Origin of the sequence: Enterobacter sp. 120016 (assembly GCF_018383635.1) — a bacterium.
GTDB classification, from domain to species: domain Bacteria; phylum Pseudomonadota; class Gammaproteobacteria; order Enterobacterales; family Enterobacteriaceae; genus Enterobacter; species Enterobacter asburiae_D.
Window position 1 is genome coordinate 73,490 of the sequence record NZ_JAHAWC010000015.1, and the last position, 25,941, is coordinate 99,430.

The window sequence follows — 25,941 nt, forward strand, 5'->3', positions numbered from 1 at the left end:
TCAGTTAGACGCGGTGAGCACCTGGGCTTTATTGGCGCTCAGTTCTGCCACCAGGTTATTAATCCCGTCACTCATATTGACGAAACGCGTATGCGGGGAGCGGGTGACCACCACAAACGCACCCACGTTTGACTGCGGGATCATGGCCATATAGGTGATGAATCCACCCCCACCGCCGGTTTTCTGGATAATACCCGGACGGCCATTTTTTGGCGCCATATAGACCCACCCCATGCCGAGCGCATCGGCTTTACCCGGCACGTCCATCCCGATGACGCGGTGCAGCTGAGTACGCTGATAAATCAGGGTCTGCATGCGATCGGCCTGGCTGGTGCGAGCGTAGAAATCTGAGGAAAGGAACTGCTGCATCCAGCGCATCATGTCGCCAGGCGTGGAGTAGACCCCGCCGCTGCCCACGGCCGCGAGGGTGTTATTACAGGGGCTGGCGCCTTTCTCCGCCACCATCAGGCGACGGCACTGATCCGGGGACGGGGTAAAGGTGGTGTCTTTCATACCCAGCGGACGGGTTATCTGCTCTTCAAACAGCTGCGTGTAGGGTTTACCCGCCGCCGTTGAGAGGGCGTCCGCCAGCAGGTCAAACGCCAGGTTTGAATAAGAGGCCTGAGTACCCGGAGCCGCCTTCAGCGTGGCGGTACTCAGGTAGCTCCAGCGCTGGTCGCGCGTTGGCCAGACAAAGACGTCACGATGCGCCGCCCCGCCTGGCTGCTCGCGCGGCAGGGCGCTGGTGTGGGTGGCGAGGTTCACAAGCCGGATCGGCGTTCCCTGCCAGGTTGGAACCCGGGCGCCTGGAGGCGCGTATTTGCTGAGCGGGTCGTCGAGTTTCACCACGCCCTGGTCGAGCAGTTTCACCAGCATTTCGCTGGTCATCAGCTTGGTTAAGGACGCGATGCGGATTACGGAATCCAGCTGCGGGTGAATGTTATTTCCTGGGCGCGTTTCGCCAAAGCTGCGGAACACACGCTGGTTGCCGTCGATGACGACCATCGCCATCCCGGTCGCGCCGCTGCCGTAATAGATAAGGTTCGCGTAGCGATCGGCAATATCTGAAGCTAAAACGGGTGCCGTCAGCGGTTGGGCTGCCTGGGCGGTAGAAAAGCTCACCGCACACAGCGCGGCAAAAGAGAGCAGACAACGTTTCAACGAAAAGCATCCATGAAGTGAATGAGGAAAGTAATGGGTATTTATACTACTAATCGGAACCGCGCAATGCCCCGAATTGCATAACGATAGCGAGAAAAACGTAACCATGGGTAAATATGAACAATTTACTTACGAGCCATCTCCCATTTTGTGACATCGGGCTTATGATAGGCACCAGTGTCACTCAATCTTACGGAGAACGGTATGTCTGAGAAGCGTGTGGTTATGGTTGTCAATATGCAGAACGGGGTATTTGAAACCCCTCGTCATCAGCGCGAAAAGTGTGTCTCTCTGATCAACCAGCTTACGCAGGCAGCCGACAAGGTGATTTTTATTCAGCACACCGAGGCCGGGGGCCTGGAAGAGGGAAGTGAAGGGTTTGCGCTGCTGCCTGAACTTCATCAGCCTGCTGACGCGCTTTACGTGACCAAAACCGCCTGCGATGCCTTCTATAACACCGTGCTTGAGGCGCTGCTGCGTGAGCAGGGCATTCGCGAGTTTGTTATCTGCGGCTGCGCCACCGATTACTGCGTTGATGCGACGGTTAAGAACGGCGTCAGCCGGGGTTATCACATCACCGTAGCGGAAGATGCCCACACTACCGCCAATCGCCCGGCGGCAGATGCGCAGATCGTGATTAACCACCACAACGACGTCTGGCGTAACTTCATCGCGCCGGCGAATCCTCTCGCAGTGAAACGCACCGAAACAATTCTCGAAAACTGGAAAGCGAACTAATAATTAACCCTCGGGTCTGACCTTTTTGCCCGGGCCGGGAGGCTGGCTCGGGCAGGTTTTTCGTGTGGTAACGTGTTGTGCACAGCAACAGCCATAACAACAAGAAGGAAGCATTATGTTTAAGTCTTTTTTCCCAAAGCCGGGGCTTTTTTTCCTGTCGGCATTTATTTGGGCACTCATCGCTGTCATTTTCTGGCAGGCGGGCGGCGGCGCATGGCTGACGCGCATCACGGGAGCAACGGGCGAGGTGCCGATTAGCGCGGCGCGCTTCTGGTCGCTGAGCTACCTGCTGTTTTACGCCTACTACATGGTCTGCGTAGGGCTGTTTGCGCTGTTCTGGTTTATGTATTCTCCGCACCGCTGGCAGTACTGGTCAATTCTTGGGACATCGCTAATTATCTTTGTCACCTGGTTCCTCGTGGAAGTGGGCGTGGCGGTGAACGCCTGGTATGCGCCGTTCTACGATTTGATCCAGACCGCGCTGAGCTCGCCGCATAAGGTGACCATCAACCAGTTCTACCATGAAGTCGGGATCTTCCTCGGTATCGCCCTTATTGCGGTAATCATCGGCGTGATGAACAACTTCTTCGTCAGCCACTACGTTTTCCGCTGGCGTACCGCAATGAACGAACATTACATGGCGCACTGGCAGCACCTGCGCCATATCGAAGGCGCCGCGCAGCGTGTGCAGGAAGACACCATGCGTTTTGCCTCCACCCTTGAAGACATGGGCGTAAGCTTTATCAACGCCATCATGACGCTGATTGCCTTCCTGCCCGTGCTGGTGACGCTCTCGGCGCACGTGCCGGATCTGCCGATTGTTGGCCATCTTCCATATGGTCTGGTGATTGCCGCGATCGTCTGGTCGCTGATGGGGACGGGCCTGCTGGCGGTGGTGGGGATCAAACTGCCGGGCCTGGAGTTTAAAAATCAACGCGTGGAAGCCGCTTACCGTAAAGAGCTGGTTTACGGTGAAGATGACGCCAACCGCGCCTCGCCGCCGACCGTCCGCGAGCTGTTTGGCGCCGTGCGTCGTAACTACTTCCGACTCTACTTCCACTATATGTATTTCAACATTGCCCGTATTTTGTATCTGCAGGTGGACAATGTTTTCGGTTTGTTCCTGCTGTTCCCGTCGATTGTTGCGGGTACGATTACGCTCGGTCTGATGACGCAGATCACCAACGTTTTCGGTCAGGTTCGTGGGTCGTTCCAGTACCTGATCAGCTCCTGGACCACCCTGGTAGAACTGATGTCCATCTATAAACGTTTACGCAGTTTTGAACGTGAGCTGGACGATCGTGACCTGCAGGAAGTCACCAACACATTTAGCTAATACAGGAAGTTGCTATGTCTTTTGCCGTACCGCGCGCGTTACCGTTGTCCTTGCTGGCCGCTCTTGTGCTGGCAGGCTGTGCCGAAAAAGGGGCTGCTCCGCTCAAAAAGGGGGAAAAGCCCGTCGATGTGGCGAGCGTTGTGCGGCAGAAAATGCCCGCCAGCGTGAAGGATCGCAACGCGTGGGCAGATGCGCTGGCAAAAACCTTTGAAAGCCAAAAGATCGCGCCGACCGAGGAGAATATCTGCTCGGTGCTCGCGGTGGCGCAGCAGGAGTCAATGTACCAGTCAGACCCGGCGGTGCCGGGTCTGAACAAAATTGCCTGGAAAGAGATCGACCGCCGCGCGGAATCTATGCATATCCCAGTGTTCCTCGTGCATACCGCGCTTAAAATCACCTCACCGAACGGCAAAAGCTACAGCGAACGGCTGGATGCGGTGAAAACCGAAAAACAGCTTAGCGCCATCTTTGATGATTTCATCAGTATGGTCCCGATGGGGCAGAAGCTGTTTGGCTCACTGAATCCGGTACACACCGGTGGCCCGATGCAGGTGAGCATCGCGTTCGCGGAGAAGCATACCGACGGCTACCCGTGGAAAATCGACGGTACGGTGCGCCAGGAGGTCTTCTCCCTGCGCGGTGGGCTGTGGTTCGGCACGTATCATCTGCTGAACTATCCGGCGAACTACAGTGAGCCGCTGTACCGCTTTGCCGACTTTAACGCGGGCTGGTATGCCAGCCGTAATGCGGCATTCCAGAGTGCGGTCAGCCGGGCAAGCGGCGTCAAGCTGGCGCTGGACGGCGATCTCATCGCTTACGGCAGCAGCGAGGCGGGAAGCACCGAGCTGGCAGTACGGAAACTGTCGACCACGCTTGGCTTGAGCAACAGCGACATTCGTCGTCAGCTTGAGAAAGGCGACAGCCTGGCATTCGAGAAAACGGATCTGTACAAGAAGGTGTTTGCGCTTGCAGAGAAGAAGAGTGGGAAAGCGTTACCGAGGGCTATCCTGCCGGGGATCCAGCTGGAAAGCCCGAAGATCACGCGTAACCTGACCACTGCATGGTTCGCAAAACGCGTGGACGATCGCCGGGCTCGCTGTATGGGGCTTTAACGGCGACGGCGAAAGCGCAACACTAACGCCACAACGCCCAGAATCATACATCCCGCGAGGAAGGGGATCAGGCCGAACAGGGTGCTGACACCAAAGCCAATCTCAACTCGCGGGCGTCCGTTATCCTGTACCTGCATCAGGTGTTCATAAACGCCTGGCGCATGGACCAGCATATTGAGCAGCTGTGAGCCGGCCCAGAAGCAGAACAGAACAAACAGGGCATAAGCGATATTACCCGCCGTGGAGGTTTTTGGTTTGCCGCCAAAAATCGGTTTCGACAATGTAAAGTCAGCCATGTTGACCTCCCGTGGTATCACTCTGTATTAATACGCGTCTTACGGGGTGAGTTTGACAGGTCATCGCATTTGTCAATATCAGAATCGTGGTAATTTACGCGCCGGAATCCTCCTGGATTGTCGATTTCTGCAGCACATCACAATTCCATCACTTAAGTGAAATTGCGTCGCGTTTCAGAATTTCCGTATCTGCCACAGACCTGGCCGAAAAACTGTGAGAGGATGTCTTTTTTTCCTGCCGGAGTTGTTATGAAGCTCACGTCCAAACTACGCCGTGACTGGCACTACTACGCCTTTGCAATCGGGCTGATCTTTATTCTTAACGGTGTCGTGGGCCTGCTGGGGTTTGAAGCAAAAGGGTGGCAAACGTATGCCGTCGGGCTGGTGACCTGGGTGATAAGTTTCTGGCTGGCGGGGCTGATTATCCGCCGTCGTCCTGAAGAGACGACAGCGGATGAGGCGGAGTCGGCGAAGCGCGCCGATTAACCGTTTACGGAACTTTTAAGCGCGCTGTCGGCGGCGTGGCGCTCCAGCGCCAGTTCGATCAGGCGGGTGATCAATTCCGGGTAGCTCAGGCCGCTCGCCTGCCACAGTTTCGGATACATGCTGATGTTAGTGAACCCTGGCAGCGTGTTGATTTCATTGATCACCACCTCGTTTTCCGGCGTCAGGAACACATCCACGCGCGCCATGCCGCAGCAGCCGAGCGTCTGATAAGCGCGAATGGCGATCGCCCGGATCTTATCGTTAATCGCCGGATCGATATCCGCAGGAACGACAACCTGCGCGCCTTTGTCATCAATGTATTTGGTGTCGTACGAGTAGAAATCGCTGTTTAACACCACTTCGCCGCAGGTGCTCGCCTGTGGAAAATCGTTGCCCAGCACGGCGCACTCAATTTCACGGCCTTTAATGCCCTGCTCAACCACCACTTTATGGTCGAACTCAAACGCCAGACGGACGGCCTGCGTGAACTCTGCTTCGCTGGTGACTTTGCTGACGCCCACGGAGGAACCCTGGTTTGCAGGCTTCACAAACAGCGGCAGACCGAGCTCTCCGCTAATTTGCGCGAAGCTGTGCTTGTCGCGGTTGGCGCGGGTGAGGGTCACGAATGGCGCAATGTTCAGCCCGGCATCGCGCAGCAGGCGTTTGGTGACGTCTTTGTCCATGCACGCGGCAGAGCCGAGGACGTCCGAGCCGACGAACGGCAGGTTGGCCATGCGCAGCATTCCCTGCAGGGAACCATCTTCCCCCAGTGTGCCGTGAACGATGGGGAAGACAACGTCGATCTGGGCGAGTGCCTGCGCGTTGCCGGCGTCGATGAGCTGCCCCTTCACGACGCCGGGTACGGTGGCGACGCTCACTTCTGAAGGATTAAGGGCGATGTGTGCCGGATCGTGAGCATTCAGCAGATACTGGCTGGCATCGTTAACGTGCCACTGGCCCTGTTTATCAATGCCCAGCAGCACCACGTCGAAGCGGCTTTTATCGATCGCATCAACGATATTCTTGGCCGATTGCAATGACACTTCGTGCTCAGCTGATTTTCCCCCAAAGACAATACCTACGCGCTGCTTAGCCATCTCACTCTCTTCCAGTCTGACGAAAAGCCAATAACATACCACGATGCCCGGCGGGTTTCGCGGCCTTCTGCCATAATGTTTTGGGGAATGTTGAGGGGGGAGAGTGAAAGGAAAAACGCTGCTGACCGTTTTGATTATTGTGGCCGCTGCAACGGCGGGTTACCGCTGGTTGCCGTCTTACTACAACCCTTTCATGCCGCTTACCCTTGACGACCCGCCGGGCCTAATCACCCAGTATAAGCTTCGGCGCCTAACCCCCGAGGCATGCGCGAGCCTGCTTTCGCAGGCTAACCAAAGAGACCTCATCCGCACCCAGCCGGTGGCTGACAGCGGCGGCGCGTGTCCTCTTAACAACGTCGTGCGCGTGCGTGACTTCGGCCCGGTCGGCCTCAACAGCAGCTTTCTTGCCAGCTGTCCGCTGGCGCTCGGCTCTGCGCTGTTCATCAGCCAGCAGGCCCGGCCGCTGACAAAACGCTATACGGGCAGCGACCTGGCGCGCATCGATCACCTCGGCAGCTATGCCTGCCGCAATATTTACCACCGCCCTGACGCGCGACGCAGTGAACATGCCACGGCGGAGGCGCTGGATGTCGCCGCTTTTCGGCTGGCGAACGGGGAACGCGTCACGGTGCTGAACGGCTGGAAGGCGGCAACAACGCAGCCTTGGCTGAAGGCAATGCTGGCGGCAAGCTGCGGCTACTACGGAAACGGCCTGGGGCCGGAGTATAACGCGGCGCATGCCAACCACTTTCATCTGGGGATGCGCGGTTTCGGACTCTGTCGATGAAGCATAATATTCCGCCAGAAAATGGATGAATTGTGACTTATTTCACAAATATGATGACTGGGAAGATAAAACACCAAAGTCAGCCAGGCCGCATCTCTGGTGCGACGTCAAAACGCGTAACTTGCTAATCTGTAGGCGAATTCGCCTAAAAATGAAGACTATTTCTTTATGGAATCCTGGAAAGTTAATCTCATCTCGGTCTGGTTCGGCTGTTTCTTCACCGGGCTGGCCATCAGCCAGATCCTGCCGTTCCTGCCGCTGTACGTCTCGCAGCTGGGGGTGACTTCGCATGAAGCGCTCTCCATGTGGTCCGGCCTGACGTTCAGCGTCACGTTTCTGGTCTCCGCCATTGTGTCACCGATGTGGGGCAGCCTGGCGGATCGGAAAGGCCGAAAACTGATGCTGCTGCGCGCCTCGCTCGGGATGGCGATTGCCATTCTGCTGCAGGCTTTCGCCACCAACGTCTGGCAGCTGTTTTTCCTGCGCGCGGTGATGGGGCTGACGTCCGGGTACATTCCGAATGCCATGGCGCTGGTCGCCTCTCAGGTGCCGCGCGAGCGTAGCGGCTGGGCGCTGAGTACGCTCTCCACGGCGCAGATCAGCGGCGTCATCGGCGGTCCGCTGCTGGGTGGCTTTCTGGCGGACCACGTCGGGCTGCGTGCGGTATTTATCATCACCGCGATCCTGCTGGTGGTCAGTTTTCTGGTCACGCTCTTTCTTATCAAAGAGGGGGGCCGCCCGGTTATCAGTAAATCTGAACGCCTGAGCGGCAGGGCCGTCTTCGCCTCGCTGCCCTATCCGGGACTGATGATCAGCCTGTTTGTGACCACCATGGTGATCCAGCTCTGTAACGGTTCGGTCGGTCCGATTCTGGCGCTGTTTATCAAGTCGATGGAGCCTGAAAGTACAAATATCGCTTTTCTGAGCGGCATGATTGCCGCCGTGCCGGGCGTATCCGCTCTGATTTCCGCACCGCGTCTGGGAAAACTGGGTGACAGGATCGGCACGGCGCGCATCCTGATGGCGACGCTGATCTTTGCGGTCGTGCTCTTCTTCGCGATGTCGTTTGTCACCTCTCCGCTTCAGCTTGGCGTATTGCGATTTCTGCTCGGGTTTGCTGATGGCGCAATGTTGCCTGCGGTACAGACCCTGCTGGTTAAATATTCCAGCGACCAGGTGACGGGGCGAATCTTTGGATATAACCAGTCATTTATGTATCTGGGGAATGTTGCCGGTCCGCTTATTGGCGCATCCGTTTCCGCGATGGCCGGTTTTCGTTGGGTATTTGCGGCCACGGCGATTGTCGTTTTAATCAATATTATCCAGCTGGCTATTGCGCTGCGTCGCCGCAGACAAATGGCGGAAGCGAAATCGTCGAGATAATCGTTTCGCTGATGTATTATATATTCTTATAGTAGCCGCATTTTTATATAACGAAATGCGGCGTTTTTTTATAGAAAAACGTTTCGCTCACCGCGACGGTCCGTTATTTTCATTCCTGCGTCACTTTTGCATACTCTAATAAATTTCTTCTCTTTGCATTATGGATTCAGAATGCTAACTTCAGACAAAACTGAAAAAGGAACTGGCACGATGAAAAATCTCATTGCTGAATTGCTGGTCAAGCTGGCACAAAAGGAAGAAGAGTCAAAAGAGCTGGTTGCCCAGGTCGAAGCGCTGGAAATTGTGGTGACCGCGCTGCTGCGACAAATGGCGAAAACCGATCAACAGGCGTTGATTGAGAGCGTGGAAGGCGCGCTGGACAGCGTCAGGCCTGAATCGCAGGTTCCGGTTGAGGATGCCGAAATGCTCCACCAGTACGTAAAGAAGCTGTTAAGGCATCCGCGCAGCTAAACCGTCACCGGACGTAACGACGTGTCATAGAATTGTCATGCAGGATGCCTATAGTCGCTCTGTTTTTATTTTTATGTATTTGTACATGGAGAAAATAAATTGAAACAGAGCGCACTTTTCATCGCATTACTTCCCCTGTTAATTACCCCTGCCATTTATGCCGATACTGCCCAAACCAGCGTGCTGGATAATCGTGCGGCAAAAGGGGATATCACCCAGCCTGGCGGCGCGCGCCGTTTATCAGAAGATCAAACCGCCGCTATTCGCGCTTCGCTGAATGACAAGTCGGCAAAAAATATTATTCTGCTGATTGGCGATGGAATGGGCGATTCCGAAATCACGGCGGCGCGAAATTACGCCGAGGGTGCGGGCGGCTTTTTTAAAGGTATCGACGCATTGCCGCTGACCGGACAATATACCCATTACGCGCTGGATAAAAAAACCGGTAAACCGGATTACGTAACGGACTCCGCGGCCTCTGCCACGGCGTGGTCCACCGGCGTGAAAACCTATAATGGTGCGCTGGGTGTGGATATTCACGAACAAGATCATCAAACCCTTCTGGAGATGGCAAAAGCGGCGGGGCTGGCGACCGGCAACGTCTCTACCGCTGAACTTCAGGATGCGACGCCCGCGGCGCTGGTGGCGCACGTGACCTCGCGTAAATGCTACGGCCCGACAGTGACCAGCGAAAAATGCCCAACGAACGCGCTGGAAAAAGGCGGCAAAGGGTCGATTACGGAACAGCTGCTGAATGCACGTCCTGACGTGACCCTGGGCGGCGGCGCGAAAACCTTCGCAGAAACCGCGACGGCGGGCGAGTGGCAGGGCAAAACGCTGCGCGAGCAGGCGCAGGCCCGCGGCTATCAGCTGGTGAGTGACGCCAGTTCGCTGGCAGCAATCACCGAGGCGAGCCAGGACAAACCGCTGCTGGGGCTGTTCTCCGACGGCAACATGCCCGTGCGCTGGGAAGGACCAAAAGCCTCTTATCACGGCAATATCGATAAACCTGCCGTGACCTGCACCCCGAACCCGAAACGCACTGACAGCGTACCGACGCTGGCGGCGATGACCGATAAAGCCATCTCTCTGCTGAGCAAGAGCGAAAAAGGGTTCTTCCTGCAGGTAGAAGGCGCGTCGATCGATAAGCAGGATCATGCGGCGAATCCGTGCGGTCAGATTGGCGAAACCGTCGATCTGGACGAAGCGGTGCAGAAGGCGCTTGAGTTCGCGAAAAAAGACGGCAACACCCTGGTGATCGTCACCGCGGACCATGCGCACGCCAGCCAGATCATTCCGGCAGATACCAAAGCCCCTGGCCTGACGCAGGCGCTGAATACCAAAGATGGCGCCGTTATGGTGTTGAGCTACGGCAACTCGGAAGAAGAGTCTATGGAGCACACTGGCACCCAGCTGCGCATTGCAGCCTACGGTCCGCACGCGGCAAACGTGGTTGGCCTGACCGATCAAACGGATCTGTTCTACACCATGAAGGCTGCGCTGGGTCTTAAATGATAAAATCCCGGCAGAAATCACATCTGCCGGGTGGTTTTTTTCCTGTCACGAACCAGACTTACAGGGAATGTTCACAAAAGGATGGTGCAATGAAAACAACATTACTGGTTACTCTGCTCTCTGGCCTGTTCCTGATCGCATCGGCGAACGCGGAAGAGAAAACGCTAACGCCGCAACAACAGCGTATGACCACCTGTAATCAACAGGCGACGTCTCAGAGTCTGAAGGGAGATGCCCGCAAGACATACATGAGCGACTGCCTCAAAAATGGCGCCTCGAAGCCGGCTGAAAAAAGCCTGACGCCGCAGCAGCAAAAAATGCGCGAGTGTAATGCGAAAGCAACCGAGCAGTCCCTGAAAGGGGACGACCGCAGCAAGTTCATGAGTGCCTGCCTGAAGAAAAAAGTGTAGTTCTAACGGGTGAGCGGCTTCGGCGGCTCACCCGAAATTTCATACTTTCCCCGCAGACCCCCTCTCTATAATTTGGGAAATTGTTTCAGAATATTCCCAAAAATGATGAATGATGAAACGTATTACAACAAAAAGCGCATTCGGGACGAGTGGGATTTAACCCTTTCTCAGGATGACCCTTACCGGGCCGGCATTCAGTTTTCCCGGCGAGTTCGGCTGGCGCGCGCCGTCGGGCTGGCGGCGATGTTTTTTCCGATTGCAGGGATGCTGGTCACCCATTTTTTACCCGGTGGCTGGTGGCTTTTACTGGTGGGGTGGGCGTTCGTCTGGCCCCATTTCGCCTGGCAGCTATCCTGTCGTGCCGCTTCACCTCATCAGCAGGAAATTTTTAATCTTAAAATCGATGCCATTATTGCCGGGCTCTGGATCGGCGTGATGGGGATGAATGCGTTACCCACGGCAGCGCTGGTGATGATGGTGGGGATGAATATGATGGGCTCCGGCGGCTGTCGTCTGTTCATCCCGGGGATCGCGTTGACGCTGCTCTCGGCGCTGGTGACCCTGCCGCTCGTCGGGAAGGTGGCCGTCTTCAACCCCGACCCCGTGGAGTGGGGCTTAACGCTGCCCGTACTCATGCTTTATCCCATGCTGTTTGCCTGGCTCAGCCACCGCACCGCCGTCAGGCTTGCGGAGCACAAGCGGCGGCTGGAAATGATGAGCACCCGCGACGGCATGACCGGGGTCTTTAACCGCCGACACTGGGAAATGCTGCTGCGAAATGAATTTGAGCACTGTCGGCGCGACCACAGCACCGCCACGATACTGCTGATTGATATCGACCACTTTAAAAACATCAACGACACCTGGGGGCACGACGTGGGCGACGAGGCGATCGTGGCGATTACGCGTCAGCTCCAGCGGTCAGTGCGGTCAGGCGATGCTATCGGCCGGTTTGGCGGGGATGAGTTTGCGGTGATCATGTCGCAGACGGCGGCGGAAAGCGCCATCGCCGTGATGTCGCGGCTGCATGAGCGGCTGGAAAAGCTGACGTTACCGTGCGCGCCAAAAGAAGCGCTGCGCATCAGCGTAGGCGTTGCCCCCTGGGGACCGCAGTTTGGACACTATCGGGAATGGCTGAAGGCGGCTGACGTGGCGCTGTACAAGGCGAAAAATGCCGGGCGCGGCCGCACCGAAGTGGCGGCCTGACGCCCGACGGCGATTATCAGGATTTACTCAGCTTCTCTGATTTTTCCATGCATTTTGCCATCGCTTCAATGACCGCCGAGCGGAACCCGCGCTCTTCCAGCACCCGCACCGCTTCGATGGTGGTACCGCCCGGGGAGCAGACCATATCCTTCAGCTCGCCCGGGTGTTTGCCGGTTTCCAGCACCATTTTGGCGGAACCCATGACGGCCTGCGCGGCGAACTTATACGCCTGCGCGCGCGGCATTCCGCCAAGCACGGCGGCATCCGCCATCGCTTCTAAAAACATGAAAACATAGGCAGGGGCTGAGCCACTCACGCCGACCACCGGATGGATCATCGATTCGGCAATCACTTCAGCCTCACCGAAGCAGCGGAAAATGTTCAGCACATCGGCCACTTCTTCCGTGGTCACCAGCGCGTTAGGCGTGACGGAGGTCATGCCGGCGTTGACCAGCGACGGTGTGTTCGGCATCGCGCGGACGATTTTACGATCGTGACCCAGCGCGCGCGCCAGCTGATCGAGCGTGACGCCCGCTGCAATCGACACGACCAGCGTCTCTTTATTCAGGCTGGAGGTGATATCGCTCAGCACTTTGATCATGATGTTCGGCTTGACGGCGCCAAAGACGATATCGGCGACCTGGGCCACTTCCTGCGCGCTTTCGGCAGCGTTGATCCCGTATTGATCGCGCAACGCGGCGACCTTGTCCGGTGACGGGGTATAGACCCAAATCTGACCCGGCAGCACCTGCCCGCTGGCGATCAGACCGCCCAGGATGGCTTTGCCCATGTTACCGCAGCCGATAAACCCGATTTTCTTGTCCATCACGATTCTCCGTCATTATGCGTTGTTTTCTCTGATTGATAGCTTAACAACGAAATGCAGGCGACAATAGTCGACAGAGTCATTATGGGGAGACAATATGGCGATTTGGGTTGATGCGGACGCGTGTCCGAATGTGATTAAAGAGATTTTATTTCGCGCCGCCGAGCGCGTTCAGATGTCGCTGACGCTGGTGGCAAACCAGAATATTCGCGTACCGCCCTCGCGGTTCATCCGCTCCTTGCGCGTGCCGGCCGGGTTCGACGTGGCGGATAACGAAATTGTTCGCCTGTGTAGCGCGGAGGATCTGGTGATCACGGCGGATATTCCGCTGGCCGCTGAAGTGCTGGAGAAAGGGGCGGCGGCGCTCAATCCGCGCGGGGAGCGTTATTCGCCTTCGACCATTCGCGAAAAGCTCACCATGCGCGATTTTATGGATACGATGCGGGCCAGCGGCGTGCAGACCGGTGGGCCGGACAGCCTGTCCCAGCGCGATCGCCAGCAGTTTGCTGCCGAGCTGGATAAATGGCTGCTGGAAGTGAAGCGCCGCACAGCGTAATGATAATTATTGTCAATTTGTGGTACAGTGTGGCCTCCACAGGGTTGTCATCCCGTACCGCTTTGCAGTAAAGTAATCGCAACATCTTCTGCAATTATTTCTTTACACTCTTCAGCCATTCGGCATCAAGGGGAACACCTGGCATGACCCAACCCATCTTTTTAGTTGGCCCCCGCGGCTGTGGGAAAACCACCGTTGGCCTGGAGCTGGCACGCGTGTGTCATCGCCAGTTTGTTGATACCGACCACTGGCTGCAAACCGAGGCCGGAAAAACCATCGCTGAGATCGTTGAGCAAGAGGGATGGGAGAGCTTTCGCGCACGCGAAACCGCCGCGCTGAAAGCGGTCACTACCCCATCTGCCGTGATCGCGACCGGGGGTGGCATTGTTCTGGCGGAGTGTAATCGTCACTTTATGCGCGAAAAGGGGATTGTGATTTATCTCAGCGCGCCGGTGTCGGCTCTGGTAGGGCGTCTGGAAGCTTTTCCGGAAGAGGGGCAACGCCCCGCGCTGACCTCCAGGCCGCTCAACGAAGAGGTGAGTGAAGTGCTGGCCGAACGCGATGCGTTATACCGCGAAGCGGCTCACCACGTGGTGGATGCGTCAGCGTCTCCCGAAGACGTTGTGATTCAGATTATTACCGCCCTGCGTTTGGCTTGTGCCAGCTAACCGGCGTCTATACTTATAGCTCAGACATAAAAAAAGGATGAGCTATGCCAACCAGACCTCCCTATCCGCGTGAAGCGCGCATTGTTACCGTTGAAAAAGGCCATACGGGTCATACCGTGACCTGGTATCAACTGCGTGCCGATCACCCCAAACCGGACTCGCTGATCAGTGAACACGAGACTGAACAGGAAGCGCTGGACGCGAAACGGCGCTACGAAGATCCCGATATAACCTGAATGTTTTCCTAAACGCTCCAATATCGTGCCTGAATCACACTTTTTACTCATCGGGAAAGTTAAGCAGGAGTTAATATTTAGTTATTACAAGTAACTCCGGTATCGGCAGGCGATCTTTACATTTCGATGTCGGGATCACCTGCTACGCTATGTGCTGTTTTGTTGAAAAAATGAACTGTGCAGCGTAGTGAGCCTGTACCTGTGTACACGATGTTGGAGTAATGGAAGGCGATAAAAATGAAGGCAACGTTGGCGATCCTCACCATTGGTGTGGTCCCTGTAAGCGAAGTGTTACCGCTCTTAACCGAGCATGTATCTGAACAACAGATAACGCATCTCAGCCTGCTGGGGAAGATGAGTCGGGAAGAGGTCATGGAAGACTACGCTGTCGAGGCGGGGGAGGATCCCCTGGCGACGTTATTAAGTGACGGTAAACTGGCGCACGTTTCACGCCAGAAAATCGAGCGCTCGCTGCAGGGCGTGATAGAAGTGCTCGATAATCAAGGTTACGACGTTATTTTGCTGATGAGTACCGCACCCATTAAGGGGCTTACGGCGCGTAATGCGATTTTGCTGGAGCCGATGCGGATCATTCCACCGCTGGTGGCCTCTATCGTTGACGGTCATCAGGTGGGGGTGATTGTTCCCATCGAGGAGCTCATGGATAACCAGGAGGCAAAATGGCACGTGCTGGAAAAAGTGCCCTTGTACGCGCTGGCAAATCCGTTCTGGGACAGTGAGGCCAAGCTCATTGCCGCCGGGAAGGAACTGCTTGAGAGAGGGGCGGACGTCTTGATTCTGGACTGCCTGGGTTTCCATCAGCATCACCGGGACCTGCTGCAAAAAGCGCTGGATGTGCCCGTGCTGTTATCCAACGTTCTGATGGCTCGCCTGGCGTCGGAACTTCTCATGTAATGATTTTGCGTGACAGGTGATGAGCATGGCCCCTATAGTGAATTTTTATCTATAAATATAAGGGCCAGTTCATGCTTCAAAGTAACGAATACTTTTCCGGTAAAGTGAAATCCATTGGTTTTACCAGCAGCAGCACTGGTCGCGCCAGTGTCGGCGTAATGGCGGAAGGGGAATACACCTTTGGCACGGCGGAAGCTGAAGAAATGACGGTCGTCAGCGGGGCGCTGAACGTCTTACTGCCGGGTGAAACGGAATGGAAAGTTTACGCTGCCGGGCAAGTTTTCAACGTCCCTGGCCACAGCGAATTTCATTTGCAGGTGGCTGAACCCACCTCTTATCTGTGCCGCTACCTGAAATAAAAAATAAGCCGGGTGGCGCTAACGCTTACCCGGCCTACGTTTTGCCTGTTATCTCTGCGCTTCGCCGCCGAGACCTTCCATCAGATTCTGAATCAACGCGGCCAGCTCGCCGGTCATCAGGATGAAGTCCGCGTCAAAACGCTGGGCGTAATCTTCCCTGTCGATATCTTCGTTCTGATCGCGCAGCTCGTCGCAGAACTTCAGACGCTTCACGGAGCCGTCGTCGCACATCACGAACTGAATACGCTGCTGCCAGTCGAGCGCCAGTTTAGTGACCACTTTACCCGCTTCAATGTGTACGGCGATCTCGTCGCTCACCAGATCCTGCTTCTTCGCGCGGATCACGCCGCCATCTTCCAGCAGGGCTTTCAGCTCGGCTTCATCAAGGATCTGGAAACCCTGCGCCGCTGCGCCGCTGCGTACCCATTCGGTCAGCGTCAGCTCGATCGGCGTTTCAAGCGCCAGCGGAACGACCGGTAAAGAGCCGATGCTTTTGCGCAGCAGGGCCAGCGTATCTTCTGCTTTTTTGGCGCTGGCGCAGTCCACCATGATCAGCCCGTTGACGGTGTCGATCCACATCATGGTCTGGCTGAAGCGGCTGAAGGCGCGCGGCAGCAGGGAGTGCAGCACTTCGTCTTTCAGCGAATCTTTTTCGGTCTTTTTCAGCTTGCGGCCCTGTTCGGCTTCCAGCTTGAAAATTTTCGCTTCGAGCGCCTGCTTAACCACCGGCGTCGGCAGGATTTTCTCTTCTTTACGGGCGCAGACGATGATTTGACCCGTGCTGCTGGCGTGGGTCAGTGCATCGCTTTGTGAACCCATTGGCGGAACCCAACCGGTTTTCGCCATATCCTGGCTACCGCAAGGGGAAAAGGTATAAGCGGCTAACTGTTTTTCCATCTCTTCTGCACGCAGCGAAACGTCGCGGCTGAGACGGTAAACCATCAAATTTTTGAACCACAGCATGATAATTTCCACGGCCTTGTCGTTAAATCAGCGGGCATGATAACGAATTGTCGCATCGCTTGCATTGCTAATCGGGAAGCGTGCTTCTACTCTGTTGATAATCAAAATAATGAGGAGAGTCTTGTGCGTATTGGGATCGATTTGGGCGGCACCAAAACAGAAGTCATCGCACTGAGCGAGCAGGGGGAGCAGCTGTTTCGCCATCGTCTGCCGACGCCGCGCGATGATTATCACCAGACTATCGAGACGATTGCCAGGCTGGTTGAGATGGCCGAGCAGGCGACAGGGCAAACCGGCAGCGTCGGGATGGGGATACCGGGGTCGATCTCGCCGTATACCGGGGTGGTTAAAAATGCTAACTCCACCTGGCTTAACGGTCAGCCGTTTGATAAGGATTTGAGCCAGCGTCTGAACCGGGAAGTGCGTCTGGCCAACGACGCCAACTGCCTGGCGGTCTCTGAGGCCATCGACGGCGCGGCGGCCGGTGCCCAGACCGTGTTTGCCGTTATCATCGGTACCGGCTGCGGCGCGGGCGTGGCGTTCGGCGGGCGCGCCCATATCGGCGGCAACGGCACGGCAGGCGAGTGGGGACACAACCCGCTGCCGTGGATGGATGAAGATGAGCTTAAATACCGCGCTGAGGTGCCGTGCTACTGCGGAAAGCAAGGCTGTATTGAGACGTTTATCTCCGGCACCGGGTTTGCGACCGACTACCACCGTCTGAGCGGCCAGCCGCTCAAGGGCAACGAAATCATGCGTCTGGTCGAAGAACAGGATCCGGTCGCCGAGCTGGCCCTTAGCCGCTACGAAATGCGGCTGGCGAAATCCCTGGCGCACGTGGTGAATATTCTCGATCCGGACGTGATTGTGCTCGGCGGCGGCATGAGCAACGTCGACCGGCTGTACGCCACGGTACCGAACCTGGTGAAACAGTGGGTGTTTGGCGGCGAGTGTGAAACCCCGATCCGCAAAGCTGTCCACGGTGACTCCAGCGGCGTGCGCGGCGCGGCGTGGTTGTGGCCAGTAAATTCGTAGGCTCGGTAAGCGAAGCGCCACCTGGCGAATTCAGGCAGCCGCAAAAAAAGCCAGGTGGCGGCTACGCCTTACCCGGCCTACAGATGGAGTGGACCTTTACTGCACCGCAAATTCTCTGTCCAGCCTGCTATACCCCAGCCCGTTAATCTTCTTCACCTTGATCTGCACCGGAATGCGCTCTTTCATCGCCTCTACGTGGCTGATCACGCCGATGGTTTTCCCGGTGGCGTTCAGCGCGTCGAGCGCATCCAGCGCGGTATCCAGCGTTTCGCTGTCGAGCGTGCCGAACCCTTCATCCAGGAACAGGGAATCGATCCGCGTCTTATGACTCACCAGGTCGGAAAGGGCCAGCGCCAGCGCCAGGCTGACCAGGAAGCTCTCGCCGCCGGAGAGCGTGCGGGTATCGCGCACCGCGTCCGCCTGCCACGTATCGACCACTTCCAGCTCCAGCGCGTCGCTGGCCTTACGCTGCAGCAGATAACGCCCGTGCAGACGGTTAAGCTGCTGGTTAGCAAGCCAGACAAGATTGTCCAGCGTCAGCCCCTGCGCGAACTTACGGAACTTGTCGCCGGTGCTGGAGCCGATCAGCGCGTTCAGATAACCCCAGTCGTCCGCCTGGCGCGCGGCCTCATCAATTTGCTGCATCAACGCCAGCTGGTGCTGACGGTTATCGCTGTCCTGCTTAAGCTGCTGGCGGATCTCGCCCTGATGCGTCGTGTTCTCGCGAAGCCGTTGCGCCAGCTGCTGCAGCTGGCTTTGCAGCGCAGGAGCATCGGCGTCGAGCCCTTCCGGCCGCAGCGCCAGATGAGCCTGCAGCTGCTGGTTAGCCTGGCCGGAGAGGGCCGCGGCCTGCTGTATCTGGCTTTCCAGCGACTGTTTCAGCTGTTCGAGGTGGCGAATAGCGTCGTCATCCAGCAGCGCGGCAAGGAACGCGTCCCGATCGGCAAAGCAGCTCGCTGAGAGCGCCGCGGTGAACTGCGTCTGCGACTGCTGCAGGCGCTCTTGCTCCAGCTTTTCCTGCTGCTGCTGCGCGGTGAGCTGGCTCTGTAGCGACACGCATTCGTCGTGCACGTCGCGCCAGCCGTCCGGAATGGCCGGTTCGGCCTCTTCGCTGTGCGTGTCCGGAAGCGTGTCGAGCAGCGGTTTGAGAGCGTTTATGCGTTCCAGAAGCGCGCCGTGCTGCGTTTGTCTCTCCTGCCACTGCGCGAATTCCGCTTCGCGGGCGTGCAGCCAGGCGGCTTCATGACCGTCTTCAGGTACGTTAAGCGATAGCGAGAGCAGGGTGTGTTCCAGCGCCTGGCGCGCGGCCGTCAACTGCTGCTGATATTGTCGCTCCTGCACTTCCTGCTCGTTCAGCTGGTTTTGCAGGGTCAGACGCTGGCTGAGCTGATAGAGCTGGTGCTCGTACTGTTCCTGCTCGTTCATCCATGGCGTGATATCTTCCTGAATATTCAACGCGATGTTCAGGGAAGCGCAGGCTTCCATCCACTCTTTAGTGAGTGCTTGCTCTTCCTGAGAGAGAGTCTGCGCTTCGTCCGTCTCGCGCTGGATCTGCTGAGTAAGGGCATTAACCTGTCCCAGCACCAGCAGGCCTTCCTCTTTAAGCGCGGCGACCTCTTTTTCCAGGGCATCACGGCGGCGCTGGTTATCCGTCAGCTCAAGCGACTGGTATTGCGCAACGGCGGGATGCTCGCTGGAGCCGCACAGCGGACAGGGTTTGCCTGCCTCAAGCCGGGAACGATAGCTTTCCAGGTCTTTAATCGTCGCTTCACGTTCGCACAGGGCCTTCAGGTCCAGATAGTGCTGATGTTTCTCTTTGTACTGCTGGCGGCGCAGCGTCAGCGTTTCATTGAGTTTATTTTGATCGGCCTGGGCCTTCTGCACGCTTTCACCGCTCTGGCGCAGGCGCTTTTGCAGCGGCTGATAGCGGGCATGCAGCGACGTTAGCCGCTGGCGCAGCGTGCGTGACCGGGACTGCTGCTCCATGGCCGCGCTGACCTCATCCGCCGTCAGCGTCAGCGCATTTTCCGGCATCTCAGCCAGCCTGTTGCGTAATTCGCTCATCTTCGCAGCAAGCGAGGCTAACTGCGTTTTATCGCGGTTAAGCTGCGAGAGCTGGGCACGCCAGCCGGCAATCTCCTGCCCCAGCAGGCGATTGCGCTCGTGCTCCGCCAGCCACTGCGCCAGGGCCGTCAGTTCGGTCTGAAGCTGCTCATGATTCCGCTGGGCGGTATGACGGATCCGCGCGCGCAGTGCGGTTTTGGTTTGTAAGCGAGTATTTACTTCGATAATTCGCTGTTGGGTTTGCGTCAGACGCGCAGTTTGCTCCTGCTGGTGCGCCCAAAGCGGTCGAAGCTGGGCAGCGGGCAGAGCGAGCTGGAGCTTGGCCAGCTCCGGCGCAGCGTTCGTCAGCGCCTGTTGCGCCTGCTGCTGCATCGCGGTGACGCGCTGTTGCTCAAGCACGAGCTCGTCATGGCGCGTAAGCCACTGAAAATCTTTCTGCTGGCTTTGCTGCTGAACCAGCAGGGTTTTCTCTTCGTCAGTAAGTGCCTGCAAACTTTGCTGTAACTGCTGCTGTTGCTCTTCGCTCAACAGCACGACGCCCGCCGCCTGCGCCTCGCATTTTTCAAGCACGCTGCGGGCGGCTTTGTGTTTTTCAAACACCATGGCGGAAATCTGGCCGTAGATCTCGGTGCCGGTCAGCTCTTCCAGCAGCTCGGCGCGATCGCTCGGCCTGGCATTAAGAAAGGCGGCAAACTGCCCCTGTGAGAGCAGCATGGAGCGGGTAAAGCGGCCATAGTCCAGCCCGGTGAGCGCAGCGGTTTGCTCCAGTTTATCCGTCACTTTGTCCGCCAGGATTTTGCCATCTTCGCAGCGCGCCAGCTCCACGCGCGGCGCCTGCAGGTTCCCGTCCGGCTGGTTGCGCGCGCGGTTCTGGCTCCAGAAGGCGCGATAGGCGGTGCCTTTTACCTCAAATTCCACTTCCGCCAGGCACTCGGCGGTGTCGCGCGTCATCAGGTCGTTTTGCGCCTGGGAGACCTTTTGCAGTCGCGGCGTTTCGTGATAAAGCGCCAGGCAGATGGCGTCAAGCAGGGTGGTTTTACCTGCCCCGGTCGCGCCGGTGATGGCAAACAGACCGTTGCTGGCAAACGGCTCCTCGGTAAAGTCAATTTTCCACTCGCCCTTGAGGGAGTTGAGATTTTTCAGGCGCAGGCTCAAAATTTTCATGCGTTTTCTTCCTCATCATTGAGCGCATGCAGGGTATGGCTGAACAGTTCGCTGAGTCTTGCGCGCTTCGCGTCGTCAATTTCCTCCTGCGAGAGCCTGCGTTCAAACACCTCTTCAACTCGAAGCTCACTGAGCGTTTCGCGTTGAGCGCTTAACAGAATTTTCTCGCGCTGCTCGCGGCTGCGGCGTACCAGTAAGACTTCGACGGGCAAATCTTCCGTCAGCGCCTGAATTTTACGCTGCATATCGTGCAGGTAGTCATCGGTGGTGATTTCGATATCCAGCCAGACGGGCGGGTTAAGCGCTTTTCCGCGCCACTGCTCAAGCTGGGCGGTAATGGCGTCGAGATCGCCCTTAAGCACCGCCAGCGGCTGGGTCACGGGCACCTCCAGCGTCTCGACTGCGCGGAGTTTGCCCCCGGAGAAGCTCACCAGATGGACGCATTTGGCCTTGCCCGTTTCGTCAAAGCTGAGCGAAACAGGCGAGCCGCAGTAGCGGATGTGCTCGCTGCCGCCGACGATCTGCGCCCGGTGAATGTGTCCGAGCGCAATGTAGTCGGCTGGCGGGAAGTTCTGCGCCGGAAAGGCGTCCAGCGTACCGATATAGATGTCACGTACGGCGTCACTTTTACTGGCCCCGACGGTGGTGAGATGCCCGGTCGCAATCACCGGAATCGGCTGGTCGCCGCGCAGGGCGCAGGCATCGGCGTGCTGCTGGTGATAATAGTCGGTGATGGCCTGTAACAGATGCTGTTGCTTTTCGCCGCCGGAAAGTCCCGCCTGGCTTTGCACAATATCGCGCGGACGCAAAAACGGAATGGGGCACAGCACCGCCCCCGGCGTGCCGTCGCGTTTTTTCAGGATCTGCGGGGCGTGCCCGGCGCTGGCGACGACGGTAGTATTGAGAAATGCCAGGATGTCGCGGGATTCATTCAGCGTCGCGACGGAATCGTGGTTACCGGCGACAATCACCAGATGACAGCCGGTTTGCTGCAGATTCACCACGAAGCGGTTATACAGTTCACGCGCATAGCTGGGGGGCGAGCCGGTATCAAAGATGTCACCCGCCACAATAATCGCGTCCACCTCGTGCGTCCGGGCCGTTTCCAGCAGCCAGTTCAGGAAGGCTTCATGTTCAGCCGCACGGCTTTTGCTGTAAAAATTTTGACCCAGATGCCAGTCCGAAGTGTGAAGTATGCGCATAGCTGATCCGTGGCAAAAAAGAGAAAGCAGGATTATAAACGTTCAGAGACGGGAAAATAACCGCTGTAATAAAACAACGGTTTGCCCGTTATCGTGGTACTGTTTTTCATAAATCTGTCATAAATCTGACGCATAATGGCGCCGAATTACAAACTTGTAACTTAAATAAGATAAGACAGGGCAAAGTATGGCGAGACGTATTCTGGTCGTAGAAGATGAAGCTCCAATTCGTGAAATGGTGTGCTTCGTGCTCGAGCAAAACGGCTTCCAGCCGGTTGAAGCGGAAGATTATGACAGCGCAGTGAACCAGCTGAATGAACCCTGGCCCGATCTGATTCTGCTGGACTGGATGTTGCCCGGCGGCTCCGGACTGCAGTTTATCAAACACCTGAAGCGCGAGGCGCTGACCCGCGACATCCCGGTTGTGATGCTCACGGCGCGCGGAGAAGAAGAGGATCGCGTTCGCGGTCTGGAGACCGGCGCGGACGATTACATTACTAAACCGTTCTCCCCAAAAGAGCTGGTTGCCCGCATTAAAGCCGTGATGCGCCGTATTTCGCCGATGGCGGTGGAAGAGGTGATTGAGATGCAGGGGCTAAGCCTTGACCCCACCTCACACCGCGTGATGACCGGTGAAAATCCCCTCGACATGGGGCCTACCGAATTTAAACTCCTGCACTTCTTTATGACCCACCCGGAACGCGTGTACAGCCGCGAGCAGTTGCTGAATAACGTCTGGGGAACTAACGTGTATGTCGAAGACCGGACGGTTGACGTACATATTCGCCGCCTGCGAAAAGCACTGGAACTGAGCGGCCACGATCGCATGGTGCAGACGGTCCGCGGCACGGGTTATCGTTTTTCTACCCGTTTCTGAACAATGACAGGAGTGTGACGCGTGCTGGAACGTCTGTCATGGAAAAGGCTCGTCTTTGAACTGATCTTATGCTGTATTCCGGCCTTCCTTCTGGGGGCCTTTCTTGGACACCTGCCGTGGTTTCTGCTGGCGTCGGTCACCGGGCTGCTGATCTGGCATTTCTGGAACCTCCTGCGCCTCTCCTGGTGGCTGTGGGTTGACCGAAGTATGACGCCGCCGCCGGGAAGCGGCAGCTGGGAGCCGCTGCTGTACGGTCTGCATCAGATGCAGATGCGTAATAAAAAGCGTCGCCGCGAACTGGGAAGCCTGATTAAGCGTTTTCGCAGCGGTGCAGAGTCGCTGCCCGATGCCGTTATTCTGACGACCGAAGAAGGGACAATCTTCTGGTGTAACGGCCTTGCACAACAGCTGCTGGGCCTGCGCTGGCCCGACGATAATGGTCAGAATATCCTCAACCTTCTGCGCTATCCCGAGTTCACGCAGTATCTGAAAACGCGTGATTTTACCCGCCCGCATAATCTGAAGCTCAATAATGGTCGCCATCTGGAAATCCGCGTGATGCCCTACAGCGATAAGCAGTGGCTGATGGTGGCGCGCGATGTCACCCAGATGCACCAGCTGGAAGGGGCGCGTCGCAACTTCTTCGCCAACGTCAGTCACGAACTGCGTACCCCGTTGACCGTGCTTCAGGGCTACCTGGAGATGATGCAGGAGCAAACGCTTGAAGGCGCGCCGCGTGAAAAAGCGCTGCACACCATGCGGGAGCAAACGCACCGGATGGAAGGGCTGGTGAAGCAGCTGCTGACGCTATCGAAGATTGAAGCGGCGCCAACGCTTGCGCTAAATGAGACCATTGATGTCCCGATGATGCTGCGGGTCGTTGAGCGTGAAGCGCAGACGTTAAGCCACAAAAAGCATCACCTGACCTTTGAGGTCGACAATACGCTGAAGGTGCTGGGCAGCGAAGATCAACTGCGTAGCGCCATTTCCAACCTGGTGTATAACGCGGTGAATCATACGCCGGAGGGGACGGATATCGTGGTGCGCTGGCACCATGCCCCAACGGGGGCAGAGTTTAGCGTGGAAGACAACGGGCCGGGGATCGCGCCTGAGCATATTCCGCGTCTGACCGAGCGTTTTTACCGTGTGGATAAAGCGCGATCCCGGCAGACAGGCGGAAGCGGCCTGGGGCTGGCAATTGTGAAACACTCGGTGAATCACCATGAAAGCCGTCTCGATATTCAGAGTACGCTGGGTAAAGGAACACGCTTCAGCTTCGTGATCCCGGAACGATTAATTGCCAAAAAGATCGCCTGACGGCAGGTGTGTCATTTTACCTTTCCACGGGTCAGCCTCTGCTGGCCCGTTTGCTTTGCAGTCAAGCGAAACGCGGATGAATTATATACGGCTGACTGTTTTTTGTTCGCATTATTAGCCATGGGTTTTTCTTATAAATAGCGTATTATTCTAACGTGTATTTTCATGCTGGCATATTGTTCTGGTTTTGCGATCCCTCCTTGCCTTTAAACGTTATAAGCGTTTAAATTGCGCCCCAGATACTGTCAGACCGACTGTATTTGCGTGGTAAATCGAAAAACTATTCTTCTCCACGCCAGGACGGGAGCATTTCCCGCTGAAATTGAGCAAATTTTCGGCTGTATCGTCCCGTCAGGGATATCGAAAATCTCAATGTTTTCAACACCACATCCACAGGCAGTAAGGTTTTATGACCCATCACTTAAAATCGCGTGACATCATCGCGCTGGGCTTTATGACATTTGCGCTGTTCGTTGGCGCAGGCAACATCATTTTCCCTCCAATGGTTGGCCTTCAGGCGGGTGAACACGTCTGGACCGCCGCGTTTGGTTTCCTGATTACTGCCGTGGGTCTGCCGGTTCTGACCGTCGTCGCGCTGGCGAAAGTCGGCGGCGGCGTGGATAGCCTCAGCACCCCGATTGGCAAAGTAGCGGGCGTTCTGCTGGCAACCGTCTGCTATCTCGCCGTTGGCCCGCTGTTTGCGACCCCGCGTACGGCAACCGTGTCCTTCGAAGTGGGTATTGCTCCCCTGACCGGTGACGGTGCGATGCCGCTGTTTATCTACAGCCTGATCTACTTCGCGATCGTGATTCTGGTTTCCCTCTATCCGGGCAAGCTGCTGGATACCGTGGGTAACTTCCTGGCTCCGCTGAAAATTGTGGCGCTGATTGTTCTGGCGGTAGCGGCCATCGTCTGGCCCGCTGGCCCGATTAGCGACGCGATGGACGCCTATAAAAACGCCGCGTTCTCTAACGGCTTTGTGAACGGCTACCTGACGATGGATACGCTGGGCGCCATGGTGTTTGGTATCGTTATCGTTAACGCCGCGCGTTCCCGCGGTGTGACCGAAGCGCGTCTGCTGACCCGCTATACCATCTGGGCTGGCCTGATGGCCGGCGTGGGTCTGACGCTGCTGTATCTGGCACTGTTCCGTCTGGGCTCCGACAGCGCCATGCTGGTCGATCAGAACGCCAACGGTGCGGCTATCCTGCACGCCTACGTTCAGCACACCTTCGGCGGTGCGGGCAGTATGCTGCTGGCGGCGCTCATCTTCCTGGCCTGTCTGGTCACCGCGGTTGGCCTGACCTGCGCCTGCGCAGAGTTCTTTGCACAGTATCTGCCGCTCTCTTACCGCACCCTGGTGTTTATCCTCGGCATCTTCTCTATGGCGGTGTCCAACCTCGGTCTGAGCCACCTGATTCAGGTCTCGATTCCGGTGCTGACGGCGATTTACCCGCCGTGTATCGTGCTGGTGGTGCTGAGCTTTACTCGCCCGTGGTGGAACAACTCTTCACGAATTATTGCGCCAGCCATGTTTATCAGCCTGATTTTTGGTATCCTTGACGGGATTAAAGCATCAGCTTTCGCGCACATACTGCCGGCATGGACACAGCGTCTGCCGCTGTCCGAGCAGGGTCTGGCCTGGCTGATGCCTACCGTTGTTGCACTGGTTCTGGCCATTATCTGGGACCGTGCTGCAGGGCGTCAGGTCGCATCGAACGCTCATTAATCAACGGCAACAAACTGTTTAACCACGGGGCT

General features: G+C 56.8%; 26 protein-coding genes. 19 read left to right on the forward strand and 7 right to left on the reverse strand.

From position 1 onward, the window contains the following. Positions 1-1,161: a D-alanyl-D-alanine-carboxypeptidase/endopeptidase AmpH gene (gene ampH / locus KIF87_RS18495; protein WP_213330028.1), complete on the reverse strand. Its 1,161-nt coding sequence runs from the start codon at positions 1,159-1,161 to the stop codon at positions 1-3. A gap of 204 nt (positions 1,162-1,365) precedes the next feature. Here ampH and KIF87_RS18500 point away from each other — a divergent pair, with 204 nt between their 5' ends. The 3 genes from KIF87_RS18500 to KIF87_RS18510 all read left to right on the forward strand — a co-directional run bounded on the left by KIF87_RS18500 (position 1,366) and on the right by KIF87_RS18510 (position 4,347). After that, positions 1,366-1,899 carry an isochorismatase family protein gene (locus KIF87_RS18500; protein WP_213330030.1) on the forward strand — a complete coding sequence of 178 codons (534 nt, stop codon included), beginning with the start codon at positions 1,366-1,368 and terminating at the stop codon, positions 1,897-1,899. A gap of 115 nt (positions 1,900-2,014) precedes the next feature. After that, positions 2,015-3,235, forward strand: a complete 1,221-nt coding sequence (sbmA, locus tag KIF87_RS18505) for a peptide antibiotic transporter SbmA (RefSeq protein ID WP_213330032.1) — start codon at positions 2,015-2,017, stop codon at positions 3,233-3,235. A 14-nt stretch (positions 3,236-3,249) separates the two neighbouring features. Next, positions 3,250-4,347: a DUF1615 domain-containing protein gene (locus KIF87_RS18510; protein WP_213330034.1), complete on the forward strand. Its 1,098-nt coding sequence runs from the start codon at positions 3,250-3,252 to the stop codon at positions 4,345-4,347. Here the strand turns inward: KIF87_RS18510 and KIF87_RS18515 are convergent. Further along, positions 4,344-4,643 carry a DUF2755 family protein gene (locus KIF87_RS18515; protein ID WP_008503287.1) on the reverse strand — a complete coding sequence of 100 codons (300 nt, stop codon included), beginning with the start codon at positions 4,641-4,643 and terminating at the stop codon, positions 4,344-4,346. The two genes, KIF87_RS18510 and KIF87_RS18515, sit on opposite strands and share 4 nt — an antisense overlap. A 249-nt stretch (positions 4,644-4,892) precedes the next feature. Here KIF87_RS18515 and KIF87_RS18520 point away from each other — a divergent pair, with 249 nt between their 5' ends. Next, a complete protein-coding gene (locus tag KIF87_RS18520) occupies positions 4,893-5,129 on the forward strand; it encodes a DUF2754 domain-containing protein (RefSeq protein WP_023334666.1) in 237 nt (78 codons plus the stop codon). Here the strand turns inward: KIF87_RS18520 and ddlA are convergent. Continuing rightward, the gene (gene ddlA, locus KIF87_RS18525; protein WP_029739746.1) at positions 5,126-6,226 is read right to left on the reverse strand and encodes a D-alanine--D-alanine ligase; all 1,101 of its coding nucleotides are present in this window, start codon (positions 6,224-6,226) and stop codon (positions 5,126-5,128) included. The genes KIF87_RS18520 and ddlA overlap by 4 nt on opposite strands. A 103-nt stretch (positions 6,227-6,329) precedes the next feature. Here ddlA and KIF87_RS18530 point away from each other — a divergent pair, with 103 nt between their 5' ends. The 6 genes from KIF87_RS18530 (at position 6,330) to adrA (ending at position 11,998) form a co-directional block, all read left to right on the forward strand. Continuing rightward, positions 6,330-7,013, forward strand: a complete 684-nt coding sequence (locus tag KIF87_RS18530; protein WP_213330036.1) for an extensin-like domain-containing protein — start codon at positions 6,330-6,332, stop codon at positions 7,011-7,013. Between the two features lie 168 nt (positions 7,014-7,181). Continuing rightward, positions 7,182-8,396 carry a multidrug efflux MFS transporter gene (locus tag KIF87_RS18535; RefSeq protein WP_213330037.1) on the forward strand — a complete coding sequence of 405 codons (1,215 nt, stop codon included), beginning with the start codon at positions 7,182-7,184 and terminating at the stop codon, positions 8,394-8,396. 210 nt (positions 8,397-8,606) lie between these two features. Beyond that, complete coding sequence (iraP, locus tag KIF87_RS18540) at positions 8,607-8,867, forward strand: anti-adapter protein IraP (protein WP_024906786.1); 261 nt, start codon at positions 8,607-8,609, stop codon at positions 8,865-8,867. Between the two features lie 99 nt (positions 8,868-8,966). After that, the gene (gene phoA / locus KIF87_RS18545) at positions 8,967-10,382 is read left to right on the forward strand and encodes an alkaline phosphatase (RefSeq protein ID WP_213330039.1); all 1,416 of its coding nucleotides are present in this window, start codon (positions 8,967-8,969) and stop codon (positions 10,380-10,382) included. A gap of 89 nt (positions 10,383-10,471) precedes the next feature. Continuing rightward, positions 10,472-10,792 (forward strand): phosphate starvation-inducible protein PsiF, encoded by a 321-nt coding sequence (psiF, locus tag KIF87_RS18550; protein WP_134349079.1) that lies wholly within the window; start codon positions 10,472-10,474, stop codon positions 10,790-10,792. Between the two features lie 102 nt (positions 10,793-10,894). Further along, the gene (gene adrA, locus KIF87_RS18555) at positions 10,895-11,998 is read left to right on the forward strand and encodes a diguanylate cyclase AdrA (RefSeq protein ID WP_213330041.1); all 1,104 of its coding nucleotides are present in this window, start codon (positions 10,895-10,897) and stop codon (positions 11,996-11,998) included. Positions 11,999-12,014: 16 nt separating this feature from the next. Here the strand turns inward: adrA and proC are convergent, their stop codons facing one another. Next, on the reverse strand, positions 12,015-12,824 hold the full coding sequence (gene proC, locus KIF87_RS18560) for a pyrroline-5-carboxylate reductase (protein ID WP_024906789.1): 810 nt from the start codon (positions 12,822-12,824) through the stop codon (positions 12,015-12,017). Positions 12,825-12,921: 97 nt separating this feature from the next. On the opposite strand from proC, the gene KIF87_RS18565 reads away from it, so the two are divergent. The 5 genes from KIF87_RS18565 (at position 12,922) to ppnP (ending at position 15,558) form a co-directional block, all read left to right on the forward strand. Beyond that, a complete protein-coding gene (locus KIF87_RS18565) occupies positions 12,922-13,380 on the forward strand; it encodes a YaiI/YqxD family protein (RefSeq protein WP_213330043.1) in 459 nt (152 codons plus the stop codon). A gap of 143 nt (positions 13,381-13,523) precedes the next feature. Continuing rightward, positions 13,524-14,048, forward strand: coding sequence for a shikimate kinase AroL (gene aroL / locus KIF87_RS18570; protein ID WP_032639634.1), 525 nt, complete (start codon positions 13,524-13,526; stop codon positions 14,046-14,048). 44 nt (positions 14,049-14,092) lie between these two features. Next, entirely contained in the window at positions 14,093-14,284 is a 192-nt protein-coding gene (yaiA, locus tag KIF87_RS18575; protein WP_023334675.1) for a protein YaiA, read from the forward strand. 237 nt (positions 14,285-14,521) lie between these two features. Further along, entirely contained in the window at positions 14,522-15,199 is a 678-nt protein-coding gene (locus KIF87_RS18580; protein ID WP_008503271.1) for an AroM family protein, read from the forward strand. Positions 15,200-15,270: 71 nt separating this feature from the next. Further along, positions 15,271-15,558, forward strand: a complete 288-nt coding sequence (gene ppnP, locus KIF87_RS18585) for a pyrimidine/purine nucleoside phosphorylase (protein WP_008503270.1) — start codon at positions 15,271-15,273, stop codon at positions 15,556-15,558. A 48-nt stretch (positions 15,559-15,606) separates the two neighbouring features. On the opposite strand, the gene rdgC is transcribed toward ppnP, so the two are convergent. After that, on the reverse strand, positions 15,607-16,521 hold the full coding sequence (gene rdgC / locus KIF87_RS18590) for a recombination-associated protein RdgC (RefSeq protein ID WP_213330045.1): 915 nt from the start codon (positions 16,519-16,521) through the stop codon (positions 15,607-15,609). Between the two features lie 123 nt (positions 16,522-16,644). Between rdgC and mak the strand changes: the two genes are divergently transcribed. Next, the gene (mak, locus tag KIF87_RS18595) at positions 16,645-17,556 is read left to right on the forward strand and encodes a fructokinase (protein ID WP_213330047.1); all 912 of its coding nucleotides are present in this window, start codon (positions 16,645-16,647) and stop codon (positions 17,554-17,556) included. A 96-nt stretch (positions 17,557-17,652) separates the two neighbouring features. On the opposite strand, the gene sbcC is transcribed toward mak, so the two are convergent. Together sbcC and sbcD are read right to left on the reverse strand one after the other, a co-directional pair. Then, positions 17,653-20,784: an exonuclease subunit SbcC gene (gene sbcC / locus KIF87_RS18600; RefSeq protein WP_213330049.1), complete on the reverse strand. Its 3,132-nt coding sequence runs from the start codon at positions 20,782-20,784 to the stop codon at positions 17,653-17,655. Beyond that, on the reverse strand, positions 20,781-21,986 hold the full coding sequence (gene sbcD / locus KIF87_RS18605) for an exonuclease subunit SbcD (protein ID WP_213330051.1): 1,206 nt from the start codon (positions 21,984-21,986) through the stop codon (positions 20,781-20,783). The genes sbcC and sbcD overlap by 4 nt, the downstream gene beginning before the upstream one ends. Before the next feature lie 187 nt (positions 21,987-22,173). Here sbcD and phoB point away from each other — a divergent pair, with 187 nt between their 5' ends. From phoB to brnQ, 3 genes are all read left to right on the forward strand, one after another. Beyond that, positions 22,174-22,863: a phosphate response regulator transcription factor PhoB gene (phoB, locus tag KIF87_RS18610; protein ID WP_008503265.1), complete on the forward strand. Its 690-nt coding sequence runs from the start codon at positions 22,174-22,176 to the stop codon at positions 22,861-22,863. A 21-nt stretch (positions 22,864-22,884) separates the two neighbouring features. Continuing rightward, a complete protein-coding gene (gene phoR / locus KIF87_RS18615; RefSeq protein WP_213330053.1) occupies positions 22,885-24,180 on the forward strand; it encodes a phosphate regulon sensor histidine kinase PhoR in 1,296 nt (431 codons plus the stop codon). 409 nt (positions 24,181-24,589) lie between these two features. Continuing rightward, complete coding sequence (brnQ, locus tag KIF87_RS18620) at positions 24,590-25,909, forward strand: branched-chain amino acid transporter carrier protein BrnQ (protein WP_024906795.1); 1,320 nt, start codon at positions 24,590-24,592, stop codon at positions 25,907-25,909. Positions 25,910-25,941 lie beyond the last annotated feature (32 nt).

Bases quoted from the DNA above. Each gene is read 5' to 3' on its own strand.
- KIF87_RS18500 (WP_213330030.1), top strand. From the start codon at position 1,366: ATGTCTGAGAAGCGTGTGGTTATGGTTGTCAATATGCAGAACGGGGTA.
- sbmA (WP_213330032.1), top strand. From the start codon at position 2,015: ATGTTTAAGTCTTTTTTCCCAAAGCCGGGGCTTTTTTTCCTGTCGGCA.
- KIF87_RS18510 (WP_213330034.1), top strand. From the start codon at position 3,250: ATGTCTTTTGCCGTACCGCGCGCGTTACCGTTGTCCTTGCTGGCCGCT.
- KIF87_RS18515 (WP_008503287.1), bottom strand. From the start codon at position 4,643: ATGGCTGACTTTACATTGTCGAAACCGATTTTTGGCGGCAAACCAAAA.
- KIF87_RS18520 (WP_023334666.1), top strand. From the start codon at position 4,893: ATGAAGCTCACGTCCAAACTACGCCGTGACTGGCACTACTACGCCTTT.
- ddlA (WP_029739746.1), bottom strand. From the start codon at position 6,226: ATGGCTAAGCAGCGCGTAGGTATTGTCTTTGGGGGAAAATCAGCTGAG.
- KIF87_RS18535 (WP_213330037.1), top strand. From the start codon at position 7,182: ATGGAATCCTGGAAAGTTAATCTCATCTCGGTCTGGTTCGGCTGTTTC.
- iraP (WP_024906786.1), top strand. From the start codon at position 8,607: ATGAAAAATCTCATTGCTGAATTGCTGGTCAAGCTGGCACAAAAGGAA.
- psiF (WP_134349079.1), top strand. From the start codon at position 10,472: ATGAAAACAACATTACTGGTTACTCTGCTCTCTGGCCTGTTCCTGATC.
- adrA (WP_213330041.1), top strand. From the start codon at position 10,895: ATGATGAATGATGAAACGTATTACAACAAAAAGCGCATTCGGGACGAG.
- proC (WP_024906789.1), bottom strand. From the start codon at position 12,824: ATGGACAAGAAAATCGGGTTTATCGGCTGCGGTAACATGGGCAAAGCC.
- KIF87_RS18565 (WP_213330043.1), top strand. From the start codon at position 12,922: ATGGCGATTTGGGTTGATGCGGACGCGTGTCCGAATGTGATTAAAGAG.
- aroL (WP_032639634.1), top strand. From the start codon at position 13,524: ATGACCCAACCCATCTTTTTAGTTGGCCCCCGCGGCTGTGGGAAAACC.
- yaiA (WP_023334675.1), top strand. From the start codon at position 14,093: ATGCCAACCAGACCTCCCTATCCGCGTGAAGCGCGCATTGTTACCGTT.
- KIF87_RS18580 (WP_008503271.1), top strand. From the start codon at position 14,522: ATGAAGGCAACGTTGGCGATCCTCACCATTGGTGTGGTCCCTGTAAGC.
- ppnP (WP_008503270.1), top strand. From the start codon at position 15,271: ATGCTTCAAAGTAACGAATACTTTTCCGGTAAAGTGAAATCCATTGGT.
- rdgC (WP_213330045.1), bottom strand. From the start codon at position 16,521: ATGCTGTGGTTCAAAAATTTGATGGTTTACCGTCTCAGCCGCGACGTT.
- sbcC (WP_213330049.1), bottom strand. From the start codon at position 20,784: ATGAAAATTTTGAGCCTGCGCCTGAAAAATCTCAACTCCCTCAAGGGC.
- sbcD (WP_213330051.1), bottom strand. From the start codon at position 21,986: ATGCGCATACTTCACACTTCGGACTGGCATCTGGGTCAAAATTTTTAC.
- phoB (WP_008503265.1), top strand. From the start codon at position 22,174: ATGGCGAGACGTATTCTGGTCGTAGAAGATGAAGCTCCAATTCGTGAA.
- brnQ (WP_024906795.1), top strand. From the start codon at position 24,590: ATGACCCATCACTTAAAATCGCGTGACATCATCGCGCTGGGCTTTATG.